The following is a 15,510-nucleotide window of genomic DNA, read 5'->3' as shown; positions in this document are numbered from 1 at the left end:
TTTGGCCCACGCGCCTTCGCCCGGCACATTGTGATCGGTTTTCCGTCTACATTTGGCTCACGCGCCTTCGCTGAGCCCAATGTGATCGGTTTTCCGTCTACATTGGGCTCATGCGCCTTCGCCGAGCCCAATGTGATCGGTTTTTCGTCTACATGCTTCTTAGTACATTCAAAAAAGAACCTTCAAACCACAGCGCGTGGAATTGAAGGTTCTTCGTCGTTGATTGGTCAGGATACAGAGTCACGCCGGGGCTGACTCACAGGATGGCAGCCTTATTGCGGCTGAACGCCCCAGACCAGTACACCGTTCAGATACAGCGGCACCCGGTTCCAGTCTGTGAAAGACGTTTTGGTTGCATCATAGGAGTAATCGTCAGCCTCATTGTAATTGCTCCAGTCGGTCTTGTTAATGCGCAGTTGAATCTCGCCGGTATTCGCACCTGCTGCCAGACTGCCAGCGCCGGCGCTGAAGGAGATCTCCAGATAATGGTCTGCGCCTGTAACTGCAGAATCAAGCTTCACGAAGCTGCCCAGCACATTGCTGCCCCCGAGGGCTGCATAATCGACATTGAACTGCTGTGCCCGCTCGCCGTCAATCGTGTAGTAATACCGTACCTTAACCTTGCTGAGGTCTACCGCTGTGGTCCCGTTATTGACAATCCGCAGTTGCGGACGGAACTGCGGATCTGTGGCGTTCGTATCCGTTGTACGGTATTGAACGACCAAATTCCCTACGGCAGGCGTAGCGGTTGGTGCGACTGTCGGTGTAGCGGTTGGCGCTGTTGTCGGTGTAGCTGTTGGCGCTACTGTCGGTGTAGCGGTTGGTGCAACTGTCGGTGTAGCCGTCGGCGCTACTGTCGGTGTAGCTGTTGGCACTGTTGTCGGTGTAGCGGTTGGTGTTGCTGTCGGAGTAGCCGTTGGCGTGGTTGTAGGGGGAGCTGTCGGCATAGGGCCGCTGCCGTTATTAATCAGCCGGTCATACTCGGCATAGGCCGTAGCCATATCCACCTGAGACCAGAAGCGGTGATAGGTGAACTCAGGTGCGCCATTGTCCCAGGTTTTGGTGGTTTTATTGTAGGAAGTGTTGTATTTGTCTTCGAGATAACTCCACTTGGGATCATTTTTGATATCCGGGAGAATATCGGTGTAGCTCGCATACACTCCATTGCCGCCCTTAGCCGGGTCAGATGGAACTGTCGCGTTCCCCGGAATGGTATTGCCCTGGCCGAAGGTACCGCTCCAGCCTGCCGGGAAATAGACCTCTTTGGTGAAGAACCGGAAATAATCGGCACGCTTCTCCAGAGTGGTGATTCCAAGTCCGTCATTGTAGCCCCAGGCGGTATCCAGCATGGACTTAGCCAGCTGCGAAGCGGTTCCGCCGAGCGCAGTGTAGTTGCCGTGCTCTGCTTTGTTCCCTGCGGCGAAGAACGTGAGGGCTTTGATATAGCTGCCCAGCACGCCGGTATCCTGCCCCGGGTCTTTCGTTACTGCCTTCAGGCTGCTGTTGCCGTTAAAAGTGCTGAAGCCGTTCCAGGTATCCGGCTGGCCGTGCCATTCCACATTGCCCGGAATCCAGAATTCGCCCGGTGCAGACACGGTAGCCACCTGCGGGTTGGCTCCGCCCAGAATCCGGTTGCCCTGCTGATCCAGATAATAGCCGGCGGTATCCGATACAGGACGGCTGCCTACAAAAGCATAATCTGAAGACCAGTCTATCCAATTCTCGATGACCCGTTTGGCCATTTTGAAATTATCCGAGGTGGTATCCCCGCTGGAAGCCAGGATATAATACAGCTCTGCTACGCGTTCCATACTCCAGGACTGCATCCCGAACCAGTTGTTGGATGGCGGGTCCTGATAGACAGGCGCCTCATCGTAGAGCATGCCGTAGAACGTGCTGGCTCCGGCAGGATAAGCGCTGTACGAACCGCCATAGCTATTGGTGGCACCGCCTGCAATCGCTCCTTCAGAGGATTGCAGCCAGTTGTAGAATTCCAATTGGCGGGTCAGCGATTTGCTCCAATCCGTTCCGGCTGTTGCGGAGGATGGAACCAGCCCTGCGGTTGCTGTGGACAGCGCATAGGCTGCAACCACATTCTGGTACCCTTGGTGCGCATGGCTCGCACCGATTCTCCAGGCCCAGTCTCCGCCGCTGCCCAGACCGCCGCCCCAGGAGGTATACCAGGCCATCAGGTACTGGTTGGAATCCTTGCCGGTTCCCGGCTGAGGCGAACCGTTAGCCGCACTGCCGACCTTCTGGAAGTACTTATCATACATACCGTAACGGAGGAAGTCGCCCATTTTCTTGGCTTTGTTCAGATAGACCGTATTGGTATAACCGAGATCCTTGGCCCAGTACATAGCCTGCACAGCGCGTGCATCGGCGTCCGTAGCATTCGTGTAACGCCACTGCGCGGAAGGCGCACTATTTTCCTTGGTGAACAGGCTCATGAAGCCTTCATTCGGCTTGCCGAAGGTCTTGTTATCCTGTGAAGGATGGGAGACCGCCTCCCACACCGATTCCTGCACGCCTCGCTGGAAGGTGTTCACATAGCTGGCGGTATGATTAGGATTCAGCAGGTTGCCGAACCCATACCAGTTGTCCACATCCACCAGCCAGTGCATCAGATAAGTCTGGTTATTGCCGTAGGTGGCCTTCAGCTCTGCATCGAGCGGGTCCTTACCCGGCGTGTACTTGCCGTTCAGTGCGCTTGGATACTGATCCGGCTGAGGAAGCTCCGAGGCGTAGGTGGCCGGGCTGTTCGGGTTGTAGCTGCTCATCGTCGGCTGCTCCTGCACACCGTCGCCTTCATTAATCGGAATGATGTATTTCTCCATGTTGTCCCAGGCGGATTCGAGCTTGCTCCAGTCCCCGGTGTTATGGCCGTACAGCACTTCAAGCCACATCCAGTAGCTATAGGCTTCGGAGGTAGTCATATGCCCATAGTTGGGCGCCTCGCTGAGCAGGGTCTCTACCGCATGATACGGGATACCTTCAGCCGAGAAATACCCGCTGGCCGGGTCCTTCAGCTGGTCATACAATTGCAGGAATCGGGTCTTCTCCACCGATGCCGCCTTGGCGGTTCCCGGGCTGAAGTTTAAGATTCCGCTGGTGAGGGAAAGGGTCAGAACAGCAGTCATGACTATGGAGGCCGGTTTCTTGAATGAACGTAGCTTCATCTTCATCATTTCGGCATACTTCCTCTCTGGTATGGTTTAGGGTTCGAGGCCCCAGACAAGTGTTCCTCCACGGTACAGGGTGACTTTGTTCCAATCCGCGAAGGTCTGCTGGGTACCGCCATAGGAATAGTCATTGCTCTCATTGTAGGCCGTCCAATCGGACTTGTTGAAGCGCACTTGAATTTCCCCGCTGTCTGCCCCTGGCGCCAGGCTTCCTGCTCCTGCCGCAAAAGAAATCTCCAAATACGAATCAGCCAGTGCCGTAGGCGCACTCAGCTTCCCGAAGGTTCCGCTCACGTTGCCGCTGCCGACCTGGGCGTAATCACAGTGGAATTCCTGCGGCTTGTCCCCGTCAACAGTATAATAGTAACGCAGCTTCAGACCGCTGAGCGGAATGGCCTCGGTTCCTGTATTGATAATCCGGAACTGGCTGCGGATCTGCGAATCCCCGGGACTGGTATCATTGGTGCGGTACTGCACACGCAGAGCGCCGGCAGGCACTGTAATCTCGCGCGGCTTGGCGCTCACCTGTACAGACGCTGTACTCTCCCCTACGCTGTTTGAAGCGGTTACCACATAATAATAGTCCACTCCGTTCGTTAGTCCGCTGTCGCTGTAGACTGCTGAAGTAGACGTACCCACTGTAGTGTACGGTCCGCCGCTCACCAGAGAGCGTTTGACGGTATACGACGTTGCACCGCTGACTGCATTCCAGCTCAAAGCTACGCTGGCGTTGCCGGGCTCAGCCTGGAGGCCCGACGGACGTCCCGGAACCTGCGGTTCACCTGGCGTTCCGCCGCCGGAAGGCAGCTCCCCGTACACTTTGACACCTGCATCGTATACCGGGATATAAGGGTTCTTCGTTGCCGCTGAAGCATTCGCGGCCACTCCCTTGAAGGAGAAGTCATTGCTGTTGTCCCAGAACGTGGTGTTCAGCGGTCCGGCAATGCGGAACTGAACCTCTTTGCGGTAAGCAGACTGTCCTCCCGGATAGATCGGGGTGCCGGAGAAATCTACTTTGGTGTAGTAGATATGGTTCGCTTCATCGTAAGGCAGCAGCTGCGAGACAGTGGCTCCCTGGTTATAGCCTCCGGCCTTAACCGTGATATCGCCGGGACCATATCCCGCAGCAACAGCCTCGCTGATGTCCAGATAATAGTTGAAGGACAGCTGGCTGCTCGAGCGGGCAGGCCATGCGGAACGGTTATTGAGGACCGCGCGGATCTCCACAAAATTGCTGCCGCTGGCATTCACGGAAGTCTCCGTGAACATCTCATCCTCACGCGTTTCGGCCGGCGGGAAGTTCGCAAGCGGGCTCTGCCCCTGTCCGTGAAGCATCATCATCCGGGCCAGAGCGCCGGTAAAGGCCGAATTGTAATCGGTTGCAACTTCATTCGAGACATAATCGCTGATCGCATCGGTGTAAGCATCGGTCTTGGAGGGTCCGCCAACAAGTGCGCCGTAGAGCACATGCCGGTGGTTGGCCGGAGTAGTCTGGCTGTCGCTCCAGGAGCCGTGTGAGGTGCGGTGGTGAGGATGCTCAGGTGCATTCGCGCCGAAGCCGATGACATAGCTGCTATTTCGCGGATTGTCCCCCAGCATATAGTTAATCTGGCGCTCTGCGAAGGCTTGGGCGGTATTCTTTTTCACCGGATCAGTAACCCAGTCTGCATAGACAAAAGCAAGGAAAGCATGGTTGGCTGCATACCGCAGCGCCCCCCATTGATCCAGATGGGCCAGCCCGCCTGGAGTATACGTTACCCGGTCAGAGGTGCCGTTAACTCCAGTCGTCCAAAACTGCATATTGCGTTCCGTGGACTGGATGAACTTGGGGTCCTCAGTGATGCGGGACAGCAGCAGTTGTGCCCCATAATGCTTGTCATCCCAGGATTGGGTCCATTGGTAGCCCCAGTCACCGGCCTGGTTGGTGCCCCACAGATCACTGGCGGCAACCGCCTTGTCCAGATAGGTCTGCTCACCGGTCGCCAGGTATAGCCAGACACCGCCCCAGCTTAATTCATCGGCATAGCTGCTCCATGAATTGTAATACTGCTTGGCGTCAGTGATGGTATCGGAGTAAGCCCCCCGGTACGTATCGGCAAAATTGTATAATTGCTTGGCATGCAGCAGGAGCTTGTCCGCATAAACGGGATCTGAATCCCTGAAAATAATGGAAGCCGAGGCAAGGGCGGCGGCAGTCTCACCAGCCAGATCCGAGCCGGGATGTGCAGCATCAATTTTGTAGGCCGGGCGCGCCATAGGCATGACCTCCGCCGGTCCCCACCAGTTATGGTCCGCCGTGCCGTTACCTACCTGTCCCCACAGCTCATTCGGCGCAGTATGCGCTTTCACAAAATAGTCTGTAGCCCAGCGGATATTGTCCAGAATCTCATCAAGCTGCCCGGACTGCACGTAACCATCCTTGTATTCATAGACCGACCATGCCAGCATGGTCGCAGTATACGCCATAGGAAAACCGAATTTGACATGATCCCCTGCGTCGTACCAGCCTCCCGTCAGGTCATGGCCGACATCGGCACCATCCTGCAGCCCCGAGTCGCCTCTCCATTCCACGCGGTTATCCGCCGGCAGCTCACCCGAACGCTGGGCCTCGTAGAAATAGATCGATTTCTGCAGTGCCTCTGCATAATTAAATCCGGCGCTTGCCGCTTCGGCGACAGACGGGCGGACAGCCGTCCCTGAACCAATGGTGAAGGCCAACATCAGGCTTAGTGAAGCGATACAGCCGGTCTTCCGTTTACTTTGACTCATTCTTGCTCATCTCCCTTCGTTTTCTTGCTTTTTCAGTCCGTCAAGACTCTGACACGCACAAATACCTCCCCAGTGTCCATAATTAGACATCATATTTAGGCACGTTCCATATACCACCTCCATCTTACAAATTAAGGTAAAATACCCCTACCTACACATATACCACATACAGTAAATTAATTCTATATATTTACATTAAATTTTTCTGAGGATACCGGTTTTTTGTCAAATTATTTCCATTTTCATCATATTTACCGTTCCAGCGTCAGCCATTGGTGGTGGAATGCACAGTTGACGCCGCCTAACGGAGTCCATTCAACTACATATAAGGCCACCAGTAGTGAGGCGCACTAGTGCTCCTCATTCGCTCGTTTAGCTCGTGTTTGTTGAATTCAGGGGCATTAGTACTCCTCATTGCTCAGCTTGCCACCTTCGGCTGGACCAAAGGGATTTATCCCTTTCATTTACTCATACAGCCCACTTCCAGCCGATTCAGAGGGATTTATCCCTTTCATTTACTCATACAGCCCACTTCCAGCTGATTCAGAGGGATTTATCCCTTTCATTTACTCATACAGCCTACTTCCAGCCGATTCAGAGGGATTTATCCCTTTCATTTGCTCATACAGCCCACTTCCAGCCGATTCAGAGGGATTTATCCCTTTCATTTTTGACCTCCACCTTCCAGCCGACATTCGGCAAGGTAAATCATCCAGCGAAGCCTGAACATTCAGCAAACGCAGCCCAAACGAGCAAGCCCGCCATTTACTCAGAAGCCTACAACGTCAAAAAGAGCAGCCTCCTCCGGTTAGGGAGAATGGCTGCTCTCTGTTTGTAAAATGTGTAGTTGGCTGGAGCAGACGGAGCGGGCTCTCACCGAAGCCCTACTGCCCGCGCCGCAGCTGCTGGTTATGGCGGATCTTGGCCTCGTTGCCCTGCTCGGTGGCCTGATAGAAGACCTTGCGGGCGATTGCCTTCGGCAAATAGTCCTGCTTCACATAATGGCCAGGAAAATTATGCGGGTACTGGTAGCCCTCATGGCCCAATTGGGCCGCGCCTTTATAGTGCGTATCCCGCAAATGCAGCGGCACCTCGGCCGACTTCAGATCCTCCAGACTGTTCATGACGTTCGCGATAGCGGTCACTACCCCGTCTGATTTGGGGCTCTCTACGGCGAACAGAATCGCCTGCGCAATATTCAGCTTCGCCTCCGGCCAGCCGTTATTACGGTAGGCATCCAGCGCACTGACCGCCTGGACCATCGCCTGCGGGTTCGCCAGGCCAATATCCTCACTGCTGGCTGCGATCAGGCGGCGGATGAAGGTCATCGGGTCCATTCCCAGCTTCTCCACCGCGTAGAGGAACCAGAACAGGGCGGCGTCACTGGAGCCGCGGATGCTTTTGTGAAAAGCGGATAGCACATCGTACTGCGTCGACTCGTCCGCTTTGACAATCGGGCGGCGGATCGACTCCTCCGCCACCGCAAGCGTAATATGCACGCTGCCGTCACGCTCCGGCGCCGTAGTCATCGCCGCCAGCTCCAGAGCATTCAAGGCCCGGCGGATATCGCCGTTCGCCATGGCGGCGATATGCAGCAGCGCGTCTTCATCAGCCTTCAGGTCCATGAAGCCGAGCCCCCGCTGATCGTCAGCAAGCGCCCGCTTCATCGCAATCAGGCTATGTTCGCTGGTCAGGGACTCCAGCTGGAATAAGGTCGAGCGGCTCATCAGGGCTCCATTCACATAATGGAACGGATTCTCCGTTGTCGCACCGATGAAGGTAATCGTCCCCTTCTCCACGGCCGGCAGCAGCGCATCCTGGCGGGAGCTGTTGAAGCGGTGCACCTCGTCCAGGAACAGAATCGTCTTCGAGCCGTACAGCGCCTTATTGCTCTGTGCGCGTTCAATGACCTCACGCACATCCTTCACCGAAGCCTCCACCGCATTCAGCCGTACGAATTCACCTTGGGTGTGATGCGATATGATATGGGCCAGAGTGGTTTTGCCGCAGCCCGGAGGCCCGTAGAGCAGGATAGAAGAGACCTGATCCGCTTCAATCGCTCTGCGGAGCAGCTTGCCCTTGCCTACAATATGCTCCTGTCCGATATATTCATCCAGATTGCCGGGCCGCATCCGGTCTGCAAGCAGCCGTCCGCTTCCCTGATCTTCACCCTGCGAGAATAAATCCATTCCTACACTTCCTTGCTATCATCTAAGATTTCGATAGAATACATACACTTCTCCTATCATACCATACCTGCACCGGCCGTTAAAAAGAGCATGACCCCGCCGCCACCGGCGGGAGCCATGCTCTTTGTTCTATAATTAGAACTCATATACGTTAATTAGAACTCATATACGTTCCAGACTAGCGGTTCATCGCCAGCCGCGTTTGCCGCATTTTTGAAATGATCTTGCGGATGCTTTCTTCGGATAAATGATATCTCTTCTGCAGCTCGTTCACCGAGCAGCCGCTGCTGTGACTACAGAAGATCTCTTCGTTGCGGGCAGCAATCTCTTGCCGGGAGCCGCTGTTCTCGCCCCATCTTACCCGTTCTTCCGCTTTCTTCGGGATGTATAACAGCTCACCCTGTATGTAACCCTGCAGCTCTTCGAGCAGCCCCGGGGGGAGCACATCCTTTCCATTGACGTAACTCACGTTCAATTTCCTCCTTCAACAGGTGTGTTCCGTTCAGTCCGATCACTGTGCTGTTCAGAATAATCATTCCACCTGCCTCCTTTCTTCTCCTCAAATTTGGTAAATCACCTAAATACATTATATTAAACCCTACGGTTATCGTCTACATTCATTATGGATCAGCGATCTGTCAGTACTTGGTCAGTGTCATTCTATATATTGTAGGAACCGGAATTACATATGCTCGTGTCCGCTCGTTATACATAAGGAGGCCTCGCGGCCTCCCCTTAAACAGGTCTCCGTCTTAGACGGAAACCACCTCGTATTCTGAAAACATATCTTCAGCCTCCTTCCAGAAGTAATCTTGCCCGGCCGGACACTTATTATTAAGCCACAGGCCGCCCGGGGTTACAAGTTCAAGAATAGTTATAATCGTTCTCCACCTGAAAAGCTGGCGCGCGTACTACCTGGAACGGGGAGTAGTTTGAGAAGAATTCGAGTTATTTTTTTGACGAAATACTAATTATTTAGTCGATTCCTGTCGAAATATATATTAAAATATCTAGTTACTTCGAGATATGGAAATAAATTTTAACCGCCATCCATTCAGAAATTCAGGAGGAACTTCCATGCCAACACCGAAAAAAACCCGAAAGCACCTATTCCGTATCACGAAGCTCAGAACTGAACTGATGCTGCTTATCATTACAGCTATTGTGCTGCCCTCGCTGGCTCTGGTGGCCATATCGACACAAACTTCAGAATCGGCGCTGCGCTCCAAAATGGAAGACACGACACGTTCAAGCATCCACCTCCTGGATAAAACATTGTCGCAGCTGATCCTGCTGGAGAGTGCCGCAGTGAATGAGCTGGCGTACGAGATGAGCAGCACCGGGCTTACGAACCATTCTCCACAGCTGCGCAAGCTGATCGACAACTTCAAACTCGAGCATCCTGAAGTAGATATCGTGGCAATAGGCAACGAGGACGGGAAATACATGTTCGCGCCGGATTCCAAGCTGGACAATTATGATCCCCGGATTCGCGACTGGTATATAGATGCACTTAAGACCCCGGAGACAACATCGGTGATCGATCCTATTTTCTCCAAAGTCACGAACAGCTACATTCTGCCGGTCTCCAAGGCTTTTCCGGACGGTAAGGGTGTGGTTACGATCAGCATCAGTATGAAGGAGCTTATGGAGCTGGCGAAGAATGTCAGCCTGGGCGATAGCGGATATGTCTTCATCCTGGACGGCAATAACAAGGTGATCTACCACCCTGCCCTAGAGATTGCTTCAGAAGCCACAGGCGCAATGACGGCTGGAACCAAGCAAGGTCCGGCGGGTAAAATCTCCTACAAGGATGCGGCAGCCGATACGCAAATGGACGGGTACTACATTACCAATGAGCTGACCGGCTTCACCTTGGCCGGAGTGCTTCCGGAGAGTGAATATACGAAGGCGGTCTACCCGATTCTGTACAAATCAGCTATCGTTCTCGTGATCGCGCTGCTGCTTGCTGCAGTGATTACCTTCCTCATTATCCGCCGGATTACCGGGCCGGTAGAACGCCTGAACCGTTCGGCCAAGCGGGTAAGCGAAGGACATCTGGATGAATTCGTCCAGACCAGCCGCAGGGATGAGATCGGTCAGCTTGCCGGCAATTACAATGAAATGGTCTCTTCACTGCGCACCATGGTACAGGAGGTTGCCGAGACCTCCGGCCAGCTCGCCGCTGCCAGTGAACAGCTCACAGCCAGTACGGCTGAGAACAGCAAAGCAGTCGAGTATGTGACGGAGCTGGTGGAGGAATCCACCAGGGGCGTGGAGACCCAGGCGTATGCTTCCGCCGAAGTCGCTACAACGATGGAGGAGATGTCCACTGGTATCCAGAAAATCGCTTCCGCTTCAGAAGCAATTGTGAGTGCCGCTATACTTACGGAAACGGATGTCGCAACCGGCAGCTCCAGAATGCAGGAGGCGCTACAGCAGATGAAAACGATCCGCGAATCGGTGCAGCAGTCCGGCACCCTGATCGCTGAGCTTAACGGCTTAAGCACCCGGGTGGCAGAGACCAGCACGGCGATCTCCGCCATTGCCAAGCAGACCAACCTCCTGTCGCTGAATGCCGGCATCGAAGCGGCCCGGGCCGGAGAACACGGCAGAGGCTTCGCCGTGGTTGCCGGTGAAGTGCGCAAGCTATCGGAGGCCACGAATAGCAGTGCCGGACAGATTCAGGAGACCATCTCTGAGATGGTAGGCCTGATCGCCAGCGCTTATGATGTGATGAAGCATAAGGTGGTAGAGGATGTGGAGCAGGGCATGGCGCTTACCGTGGAGGCGAGCGAAGCCTTCCGGCAGATTGAGCAGTCCACCCGGCAGGTCGGCGAGCAGATCCATGAGGTCTCGGCCATTACAGAGCAAATGTCGGCCAGCAGCTCCGAAGTAGCCGCCTCCGTCCAGGAGATGGCCACCATCGCCCGGGCAGCGCTCGACTCCTTCCAGAGCGTAACCGCAGCTACTGAGGAGCAGCTTGCTTCGATGGAGGAAATCACATCCTCCTCTGCGGCGCTCTCCGGCATGGCTGCGGATATGCAGGGACAGGTGGAGCGGTTCCAGTTCGATGCGAAGGGTAAGGCTTAATAATACAGAAGCGCCCCAAAATGCAAAGCAGCGATCCTCCAATAAAGGAGAATCGCTGCTTTTTGTCTTCAATCAGGGAAACTCCGCCGATCGTTACGGACTGAGGAGCGCTTATTTGAGATGAAGGTCATGATTGGGCAAAGTTACGGACACCATGGACCTTATCAGCCGATATTCCGCTCATAAGCATCGATTACAGAGACAATAAAGGCGCTACGGTCCGTTACAGCTCCAAAAGTGGCGTTTTCCTGAAAATAAGGGCGCTACAGTCCGCAAGGAGCCGAACTTTCCTTTGCGCTCATTGGCGCATCGGCGCTTTGGCGGATCTGTTTCGCCAAAGCGCCGAATCCGTTTTACCGGATCGTAACCGGATCGCCGCTGGTTGGGTTTCCCGCGACCGCTTGACGCTGTCTATTTTGACTATTGCACCTCTGCCTCCGGCCAGCCGGAGACGGTCTCCTCTGCGTTCAGTTGAACGTAAGGCGGTAATTCGCCGCCCCGCAGCAGCCACAGCTCATGCAGGGCACGCGTACAGCCCACATACATCAGCTTCGCATCCCAGGCCGCCGCTCCATAATGGTCACTGTCGGCATCCGCCAGAATGACGGCATCGAACTCCAGTCCCTTGGACAAGTAGACGGGCAGAATCGACAATCCGCCGCGATATTCCGTGATGCTGCCGTCAATCAGATGAAGATCCTCGAACTGCGTGGCGAGCTCGGCGTACAGCTCAGACGCTTCCCGCAGGCTGCGGGTCAATACCGCCACCGTACGGTATTCGCGCCCGGAGAGCTGCGCCAGCGCGCTCTTAACCGCGCTGAGCCGCTCGTCCCTGCCCACAGAAGCATCCGTATACCATACCGCTTCCTTACCCGCAGCCGCATCCGTGTACCCTGCCGCTTCCTTACCCGCCGGAGCAGCCGCAGCCGTTCCCGGCAGCACATCCGCCTCATAGGAGATTAGCCGCACAGGATTTCCGCTGCGGAAGACCGGAACGGCCAGCAGCTCACTGCCCACGCCCGCAGACAGAATGCCGTTAGCGAACTCAATAATCTCCATCGTCGAGCGGTAGCTTCGGGTAAGTGCATGATATGCCGTGTGTTCTTCAGCGAACAGCGTCTGCATCTCTCTCCACGCATGCACTCCCTTGTAGGCGTGAATGCCCTGCGACAGGTCACCCAGAATGGTGAAGGAATGTCCTTTCACATACAGATCCAGTACAGCAATCTGGAACGGGGAGAAATCCTGCGCTTCATCGATCACGATATGGTCAAACCGTTCGGTACCCTCATTGCCGTTCAAAAGAAAATGGATATACAGCAGCGGAGGAAGATCCTCCTCGCGCAGAATGCCCTTCTTCAGCTCCTTGACGGTCTCCTTCAGCACGGCAGGCGGAATCTCTTCCGGCGCTGCTGCCGGCCAGTCCTCCGGCACTTTCGCCGCCCGGAAGATCTGCTTATAGATGGCGAGCGGCTCGTACTTCGGCCACTTGGCGCTGTAAGCCTTCTCGCGTGCCGTGCCCTTCTTCTTGCGCTCCTTCAGCGCAGCCGCTGATGGACTCTTCTTAAGCTCCATCTCGATCCAGCGGTGAAGCCGCGCCATCACCCGCTCCTTGCGCTTCGCCGGAGGATACGGCGCATATTCCTCATTGTGCCAGCGCAGAATCACCTGGCGGCTCAGCACCGCCCCGTCCCAAGGGATGAAATCGCCCTCCGGCACAGCGCTGGTCTCCAGCAGCTTGACGCTGGATTCAATGACGCTCATCAGCACCGTTGATCCCTTGAAGCGCCCGGGGGTCTCTTCCGTGATGACCGGCATTGCTCCCGCCGTCTCGAACCAGCGGCTCATGACCTCCGAAGCATCCTGCTCCGGCAAGTCCACACCCAGTACCTCGGCCGCCCAGTCCGGGAACGTGCTCTGGGCAATATTGCCGACGCCCAGCTCCGGCAGCACATCTGAAATATAGTCCAGGAACATGCGGTTTGGGGCGAAAATGATCATTTTCTCCGCCGAGACCTGCTCCTTGTATTGATACAATAAGAACGCCAGCCGGTGCAGCGCAACGGTGGTCTTACCGCTTCCCGCGACCCCCTGGATGATCAGCGCCGTGTTCTTGGCCGCCCGGATAATCTTGTCCTGCTCCTCCTGGATCGTGGAGACGATATCCCGCAGCCGGTTATCCTTGTTCTCCCCCAGCCGGTAGACCAGGAATTCATCCGATACCGCCGGTGCGTCGCTGTCACGGTTATAGGTATCCGCCACCCGCTCCAGGATCTGCTTGCGGATCACCACGTTGCGCTTGAGATAGACGAGCCCTTCGATAAGCCCCTCCGGCGCTTCATACGAGGCAGCCTCCGTTCCTCCGGTAAAAGAATAAAACAGGCTCGCCACCGGTGCCCGCCAGTCAATGACAAGCGGACGGTCGCTTACCTGCTCGCGGTCTACGCCGATTTTGCCGATATAAAGTGCCTTGCGGTCCTGCTCGTCATTGCCCTGAAAATCAAGCCGTCCGAAATAAGGCTCCTGCCTAAGCTTGGCAAGATCTTTGCGCTTCTGTTCCCTCGAATCCTCCAGCACCTGCTCGGTATAATCGTGTCCCGTGTACACCGGTGTTGAGCGCAGCCGCTCAAGGGTGGAGTCAATCTCTGTCAGCACGTGGTTCAGCCTGTCTTCTTCCTCTTGATAGGCACTTTGAAAGTTGTCTTCCAATTTCAGTTACCTCCTAAAAGTTATGCGGGCATTCGCTTCCTGAATCACTACGAGCATAACTCGCTTCGGAAGCATGCACCTTAAGTGATGTGAGCAGTCCATCTTATCACAACAGGACAGGGAAAGCCATATATTTCTATCTGCGGACCAGTGGAAGGGAAAAGCGCCGCTCCCACCTTCCGCTTTGCCGTTAGCCCATCAGCGCATGGAGCACGAAGTTCGCAATGAACAGTCCGGCAATGCCGTACAATGCCGGAGGAACCTCCTTGCCTTTGCCGGTTGCCAGCTTCACCAGCGGGTAGGTGATGAAGCCAAACGCCATGCCGTCCACGATGCTGTAGGTGAAGGGAATCATCACCATGACCAGGAAGGCCGGGAACAGCTCCGTCATGTCGCCGAGATCCATTTCGCGCACACTCTGCACCATCAACCCGCCGATTACGATCAGAATCGGCGCAATCGCGCTGTCCGGCACATAAGCCAGCAGCGGGATGAACAGAAAGGTCGCGCCGAACAGCAGGCCGGTGACGAGTGAGGTTAAGCCGGAGCGGCCCCCTGCCGCAATTCCGGCCGTGGATTCAGCAGCGGCGACCACCGGGCTGCTGCCGAACAGACCTGCCGCGATGTTGGCGAGCGACAGCGCCCGCAGACTGCTTTTGAAGCGTTCCGGACGTCCTGCCATCAGCGTCTGGGAAGAGATCAGGCCGATATTCTCGAAGACTACAATCAGCAGCAGCAGGAAGACGGCAATCCAGAAGACAAGGCTGACGAATCCGCTCCAGTCCATACTGGCGAACACGCTGCCGTAACCAGTGAACACATGTCCCGGCTCGGTATTCTTCGGCGCATGGGCGGCTCCCAGCAGATAGGCAAGCCCTGTGCCCGCGAGCATACTGATCAGCAGCCCGCCGCGTGTGCCGCGGATGAACAGCACCAGCGCCAGCAGCAGCGTCACCACTGAGGTAATGACCGCAGGATCACTGAAATGCCCGATGGCAACGAAGGTGGTGGCGTGGGCAATGACAATCCCGCTTTTTTGCAGGCCGATGAAGGTCAGGAACAGCCCGATGCCGACGGTGATCGCATGCTGCAGATTATGGGGAATCGCGTCGCTGAGAATGCGGTAGAGCGAGGTGAAGGCCACAATGGCGAACAGCACCCCGGTTACCACCACCACCGCCAGCGCCTCACGCCAGTCCAGCTTCATAGAATGCACCAGCGTATAAGTGAAAAAGGCGTTGATCCCCATGCCCGGGACGACGATAATCGGGGTTTTGCCGCCAAAAGCCATCAGCAGGCAGCCCGTCACCGCTGTCAGCAGCGTGGCAACCATCCCGGCCCGCAGCGGCATGCCTGCATCTGCCAGGATCGCCGCGTTAACCATTACAATATATACCGAAGCGAAATACGACAGGATACCGGCCGCCCATTCCTGCTTCCAGTTGTCGCCCGGTTCCATTCCCACGCTATTCCGCCAAATATTCGATTTCATGTAACAACCTCCACTTCAGTTCATCTCATGTGATGTTAAGTATCTCCCCACAATACATACCGTAAAATAACCCCAC

7 protein-coding genes are annotated in these 15,510 nt (G+C 55.4%); 1 reads left to right on the top strand and 6 read right to left on the bottom strand.

Annotated features, from left to right (window positions below; genetic code table 11):
• Positions 1-272: 272 nt before the first annotated feature.
• The 4 genes from NST04_RS11555 to NST04_RS11540 all read right to left on the bottom strand — a co-directional run bounded on the left by NST04_RS11555 (position 273) and on the right by NST04_RS11540 (position 8,609).
• Entirely contained in the window at positions 273-3,179 is a 2,907-nt protein-coding gene (locus NST04_RS11555) for a glycoside hydrolase family 48 protein (RefSeq protein ID WP_341185225.1), read from the bottom strand.
• A 36-nt stretch (positions 3,180-3,215) separates the two neighbouring features.
• Positions 3,216-5,951: a glycoside hydrolase family 9 protein gene (locus tag NST04_RS11550; RefSeq protein ID WP_341184346.1), complete on the bottom strand. Its 2,736-nt coding sequence runs from the start codon at positions 5,949-5,951 to the stop codon at positions 3,216-3,218.
• 884 nt (positions 5,952-6,835) lie between these two features.
• On the bottom strand, positions 6,836-8,140 hold the full coding sequence (locus NST04_RS11545) for a replication-associated recombination protein A (protein ID WP_341184345.1): 1,305 nt from the start codon (positions 8,138-8,140) through the stop codon (positions 6,836-6,838).
• 178 nt (positions 8,141-8,318) lie between these two features.
• The gene (locus tag NST04_RS11540; RefSeq protein ID WP_036690524.1) at positions 8,319-8,609 is read right to left on the bottom strand and encodes a CD3324 family protein; all 291 of its coding nucleotides are present in this window, start codon (positions 8,607-8,609) and stop codon (positions 8,319-8,321) included.
• 608 nt (positions 8,610-9,217) lie between these two features.
• Here NST04_RS11540 and NST04_RS11535 point away from each other — a divergent pair.
• Positions 9,218-11,233, top strand: coding sequence for a methyl-accepting chemotaxis protein (locus NST04_RS11535; protein ID WP_341184344.1), 2,016 nt, complete (start codon positions 9,218-9,220; stop codon positions 11,231-11,233).
• A gap of 420 nt (positions 11,234-11,653) precedes the next feature.
• Here NST04_RS11535 and NST04_RS11530 read toward each other — a convergent pair whose 3' ends face one another.
• Both NST04_RS11530 and NST04_RS11525 read right to left on the bottom strand, forming a co-directional pair.
• Entirely contained in the window at positions 11,654-13,942 is a 2,289-nt protein-coding gene (locus tag NST04_RS11530) for a HelD family protein (protein ID WP_341184343.1), read from the bottom strand.
• Positions 13,943-14,132: 190 nt separating this feature from the next.
• Positions 14,133-15,434, bottom strand: a complete 1,302-nt coding sequence (locus NST04_RS11525; protein WP_341184342.1) for an NCS2 family permease — start codon at positions 15,432-15,434, stop codon at positions 14,133-14,135.
• Positions 15,435-15,510 lie beyond the last annotated feature (76 nt).

Source organism: Paenibacillus sp. FSL H7-0756 (genome assembly GCF_038006765.1).
Classification (GTDB): domain Bacteria; phylum Bacillota; class Bacilli; order Paenibacillales; family Paenibacillaceae; genus Paenibacillus_AQ.
Note: the sequence above shows the minus strand (reverse complement) of the source record. Positions and strands in the feature narration are given on the sequence as shown.

Coding starts and splice junctions, on each gene's coding strand:
- NST04_RS11555 (WP_341185225.1), bottom strand. CDS start 3,179: ATGAAGCTACGTTCATTCAAGAAACCGGCCTCCATAGTCATGACTGCT.
- NST04_RS11550 (WP_341184346.1), bottom strand. CDS start 5,951: ATGAGTCAAAGTAAACGGAAGACCGGCTGTATCGCTTCACTAAGCCTG.
- NST04_RS11545 (WP_341184345.1), bottom strand. CDS start 8,140: ATGGATTTATTCTCGCAGGGTGAAGATCAGGGAAGCGGACGGCTGCTT.
- NST04_RS11535 (WP_341184344.1), top strand. CDS start 9,218: ATGCCAACACCGAAAAAAACCCGAAAGCACCTATTCCGTATCACGAAG.
- NST04_RS11525 (WP_341184342.1), bottom strand. CDS start 15,434: ATGAAATCGAATATTTGGCGGAATAGCGTGGGAATGGAACCGGGCGAC.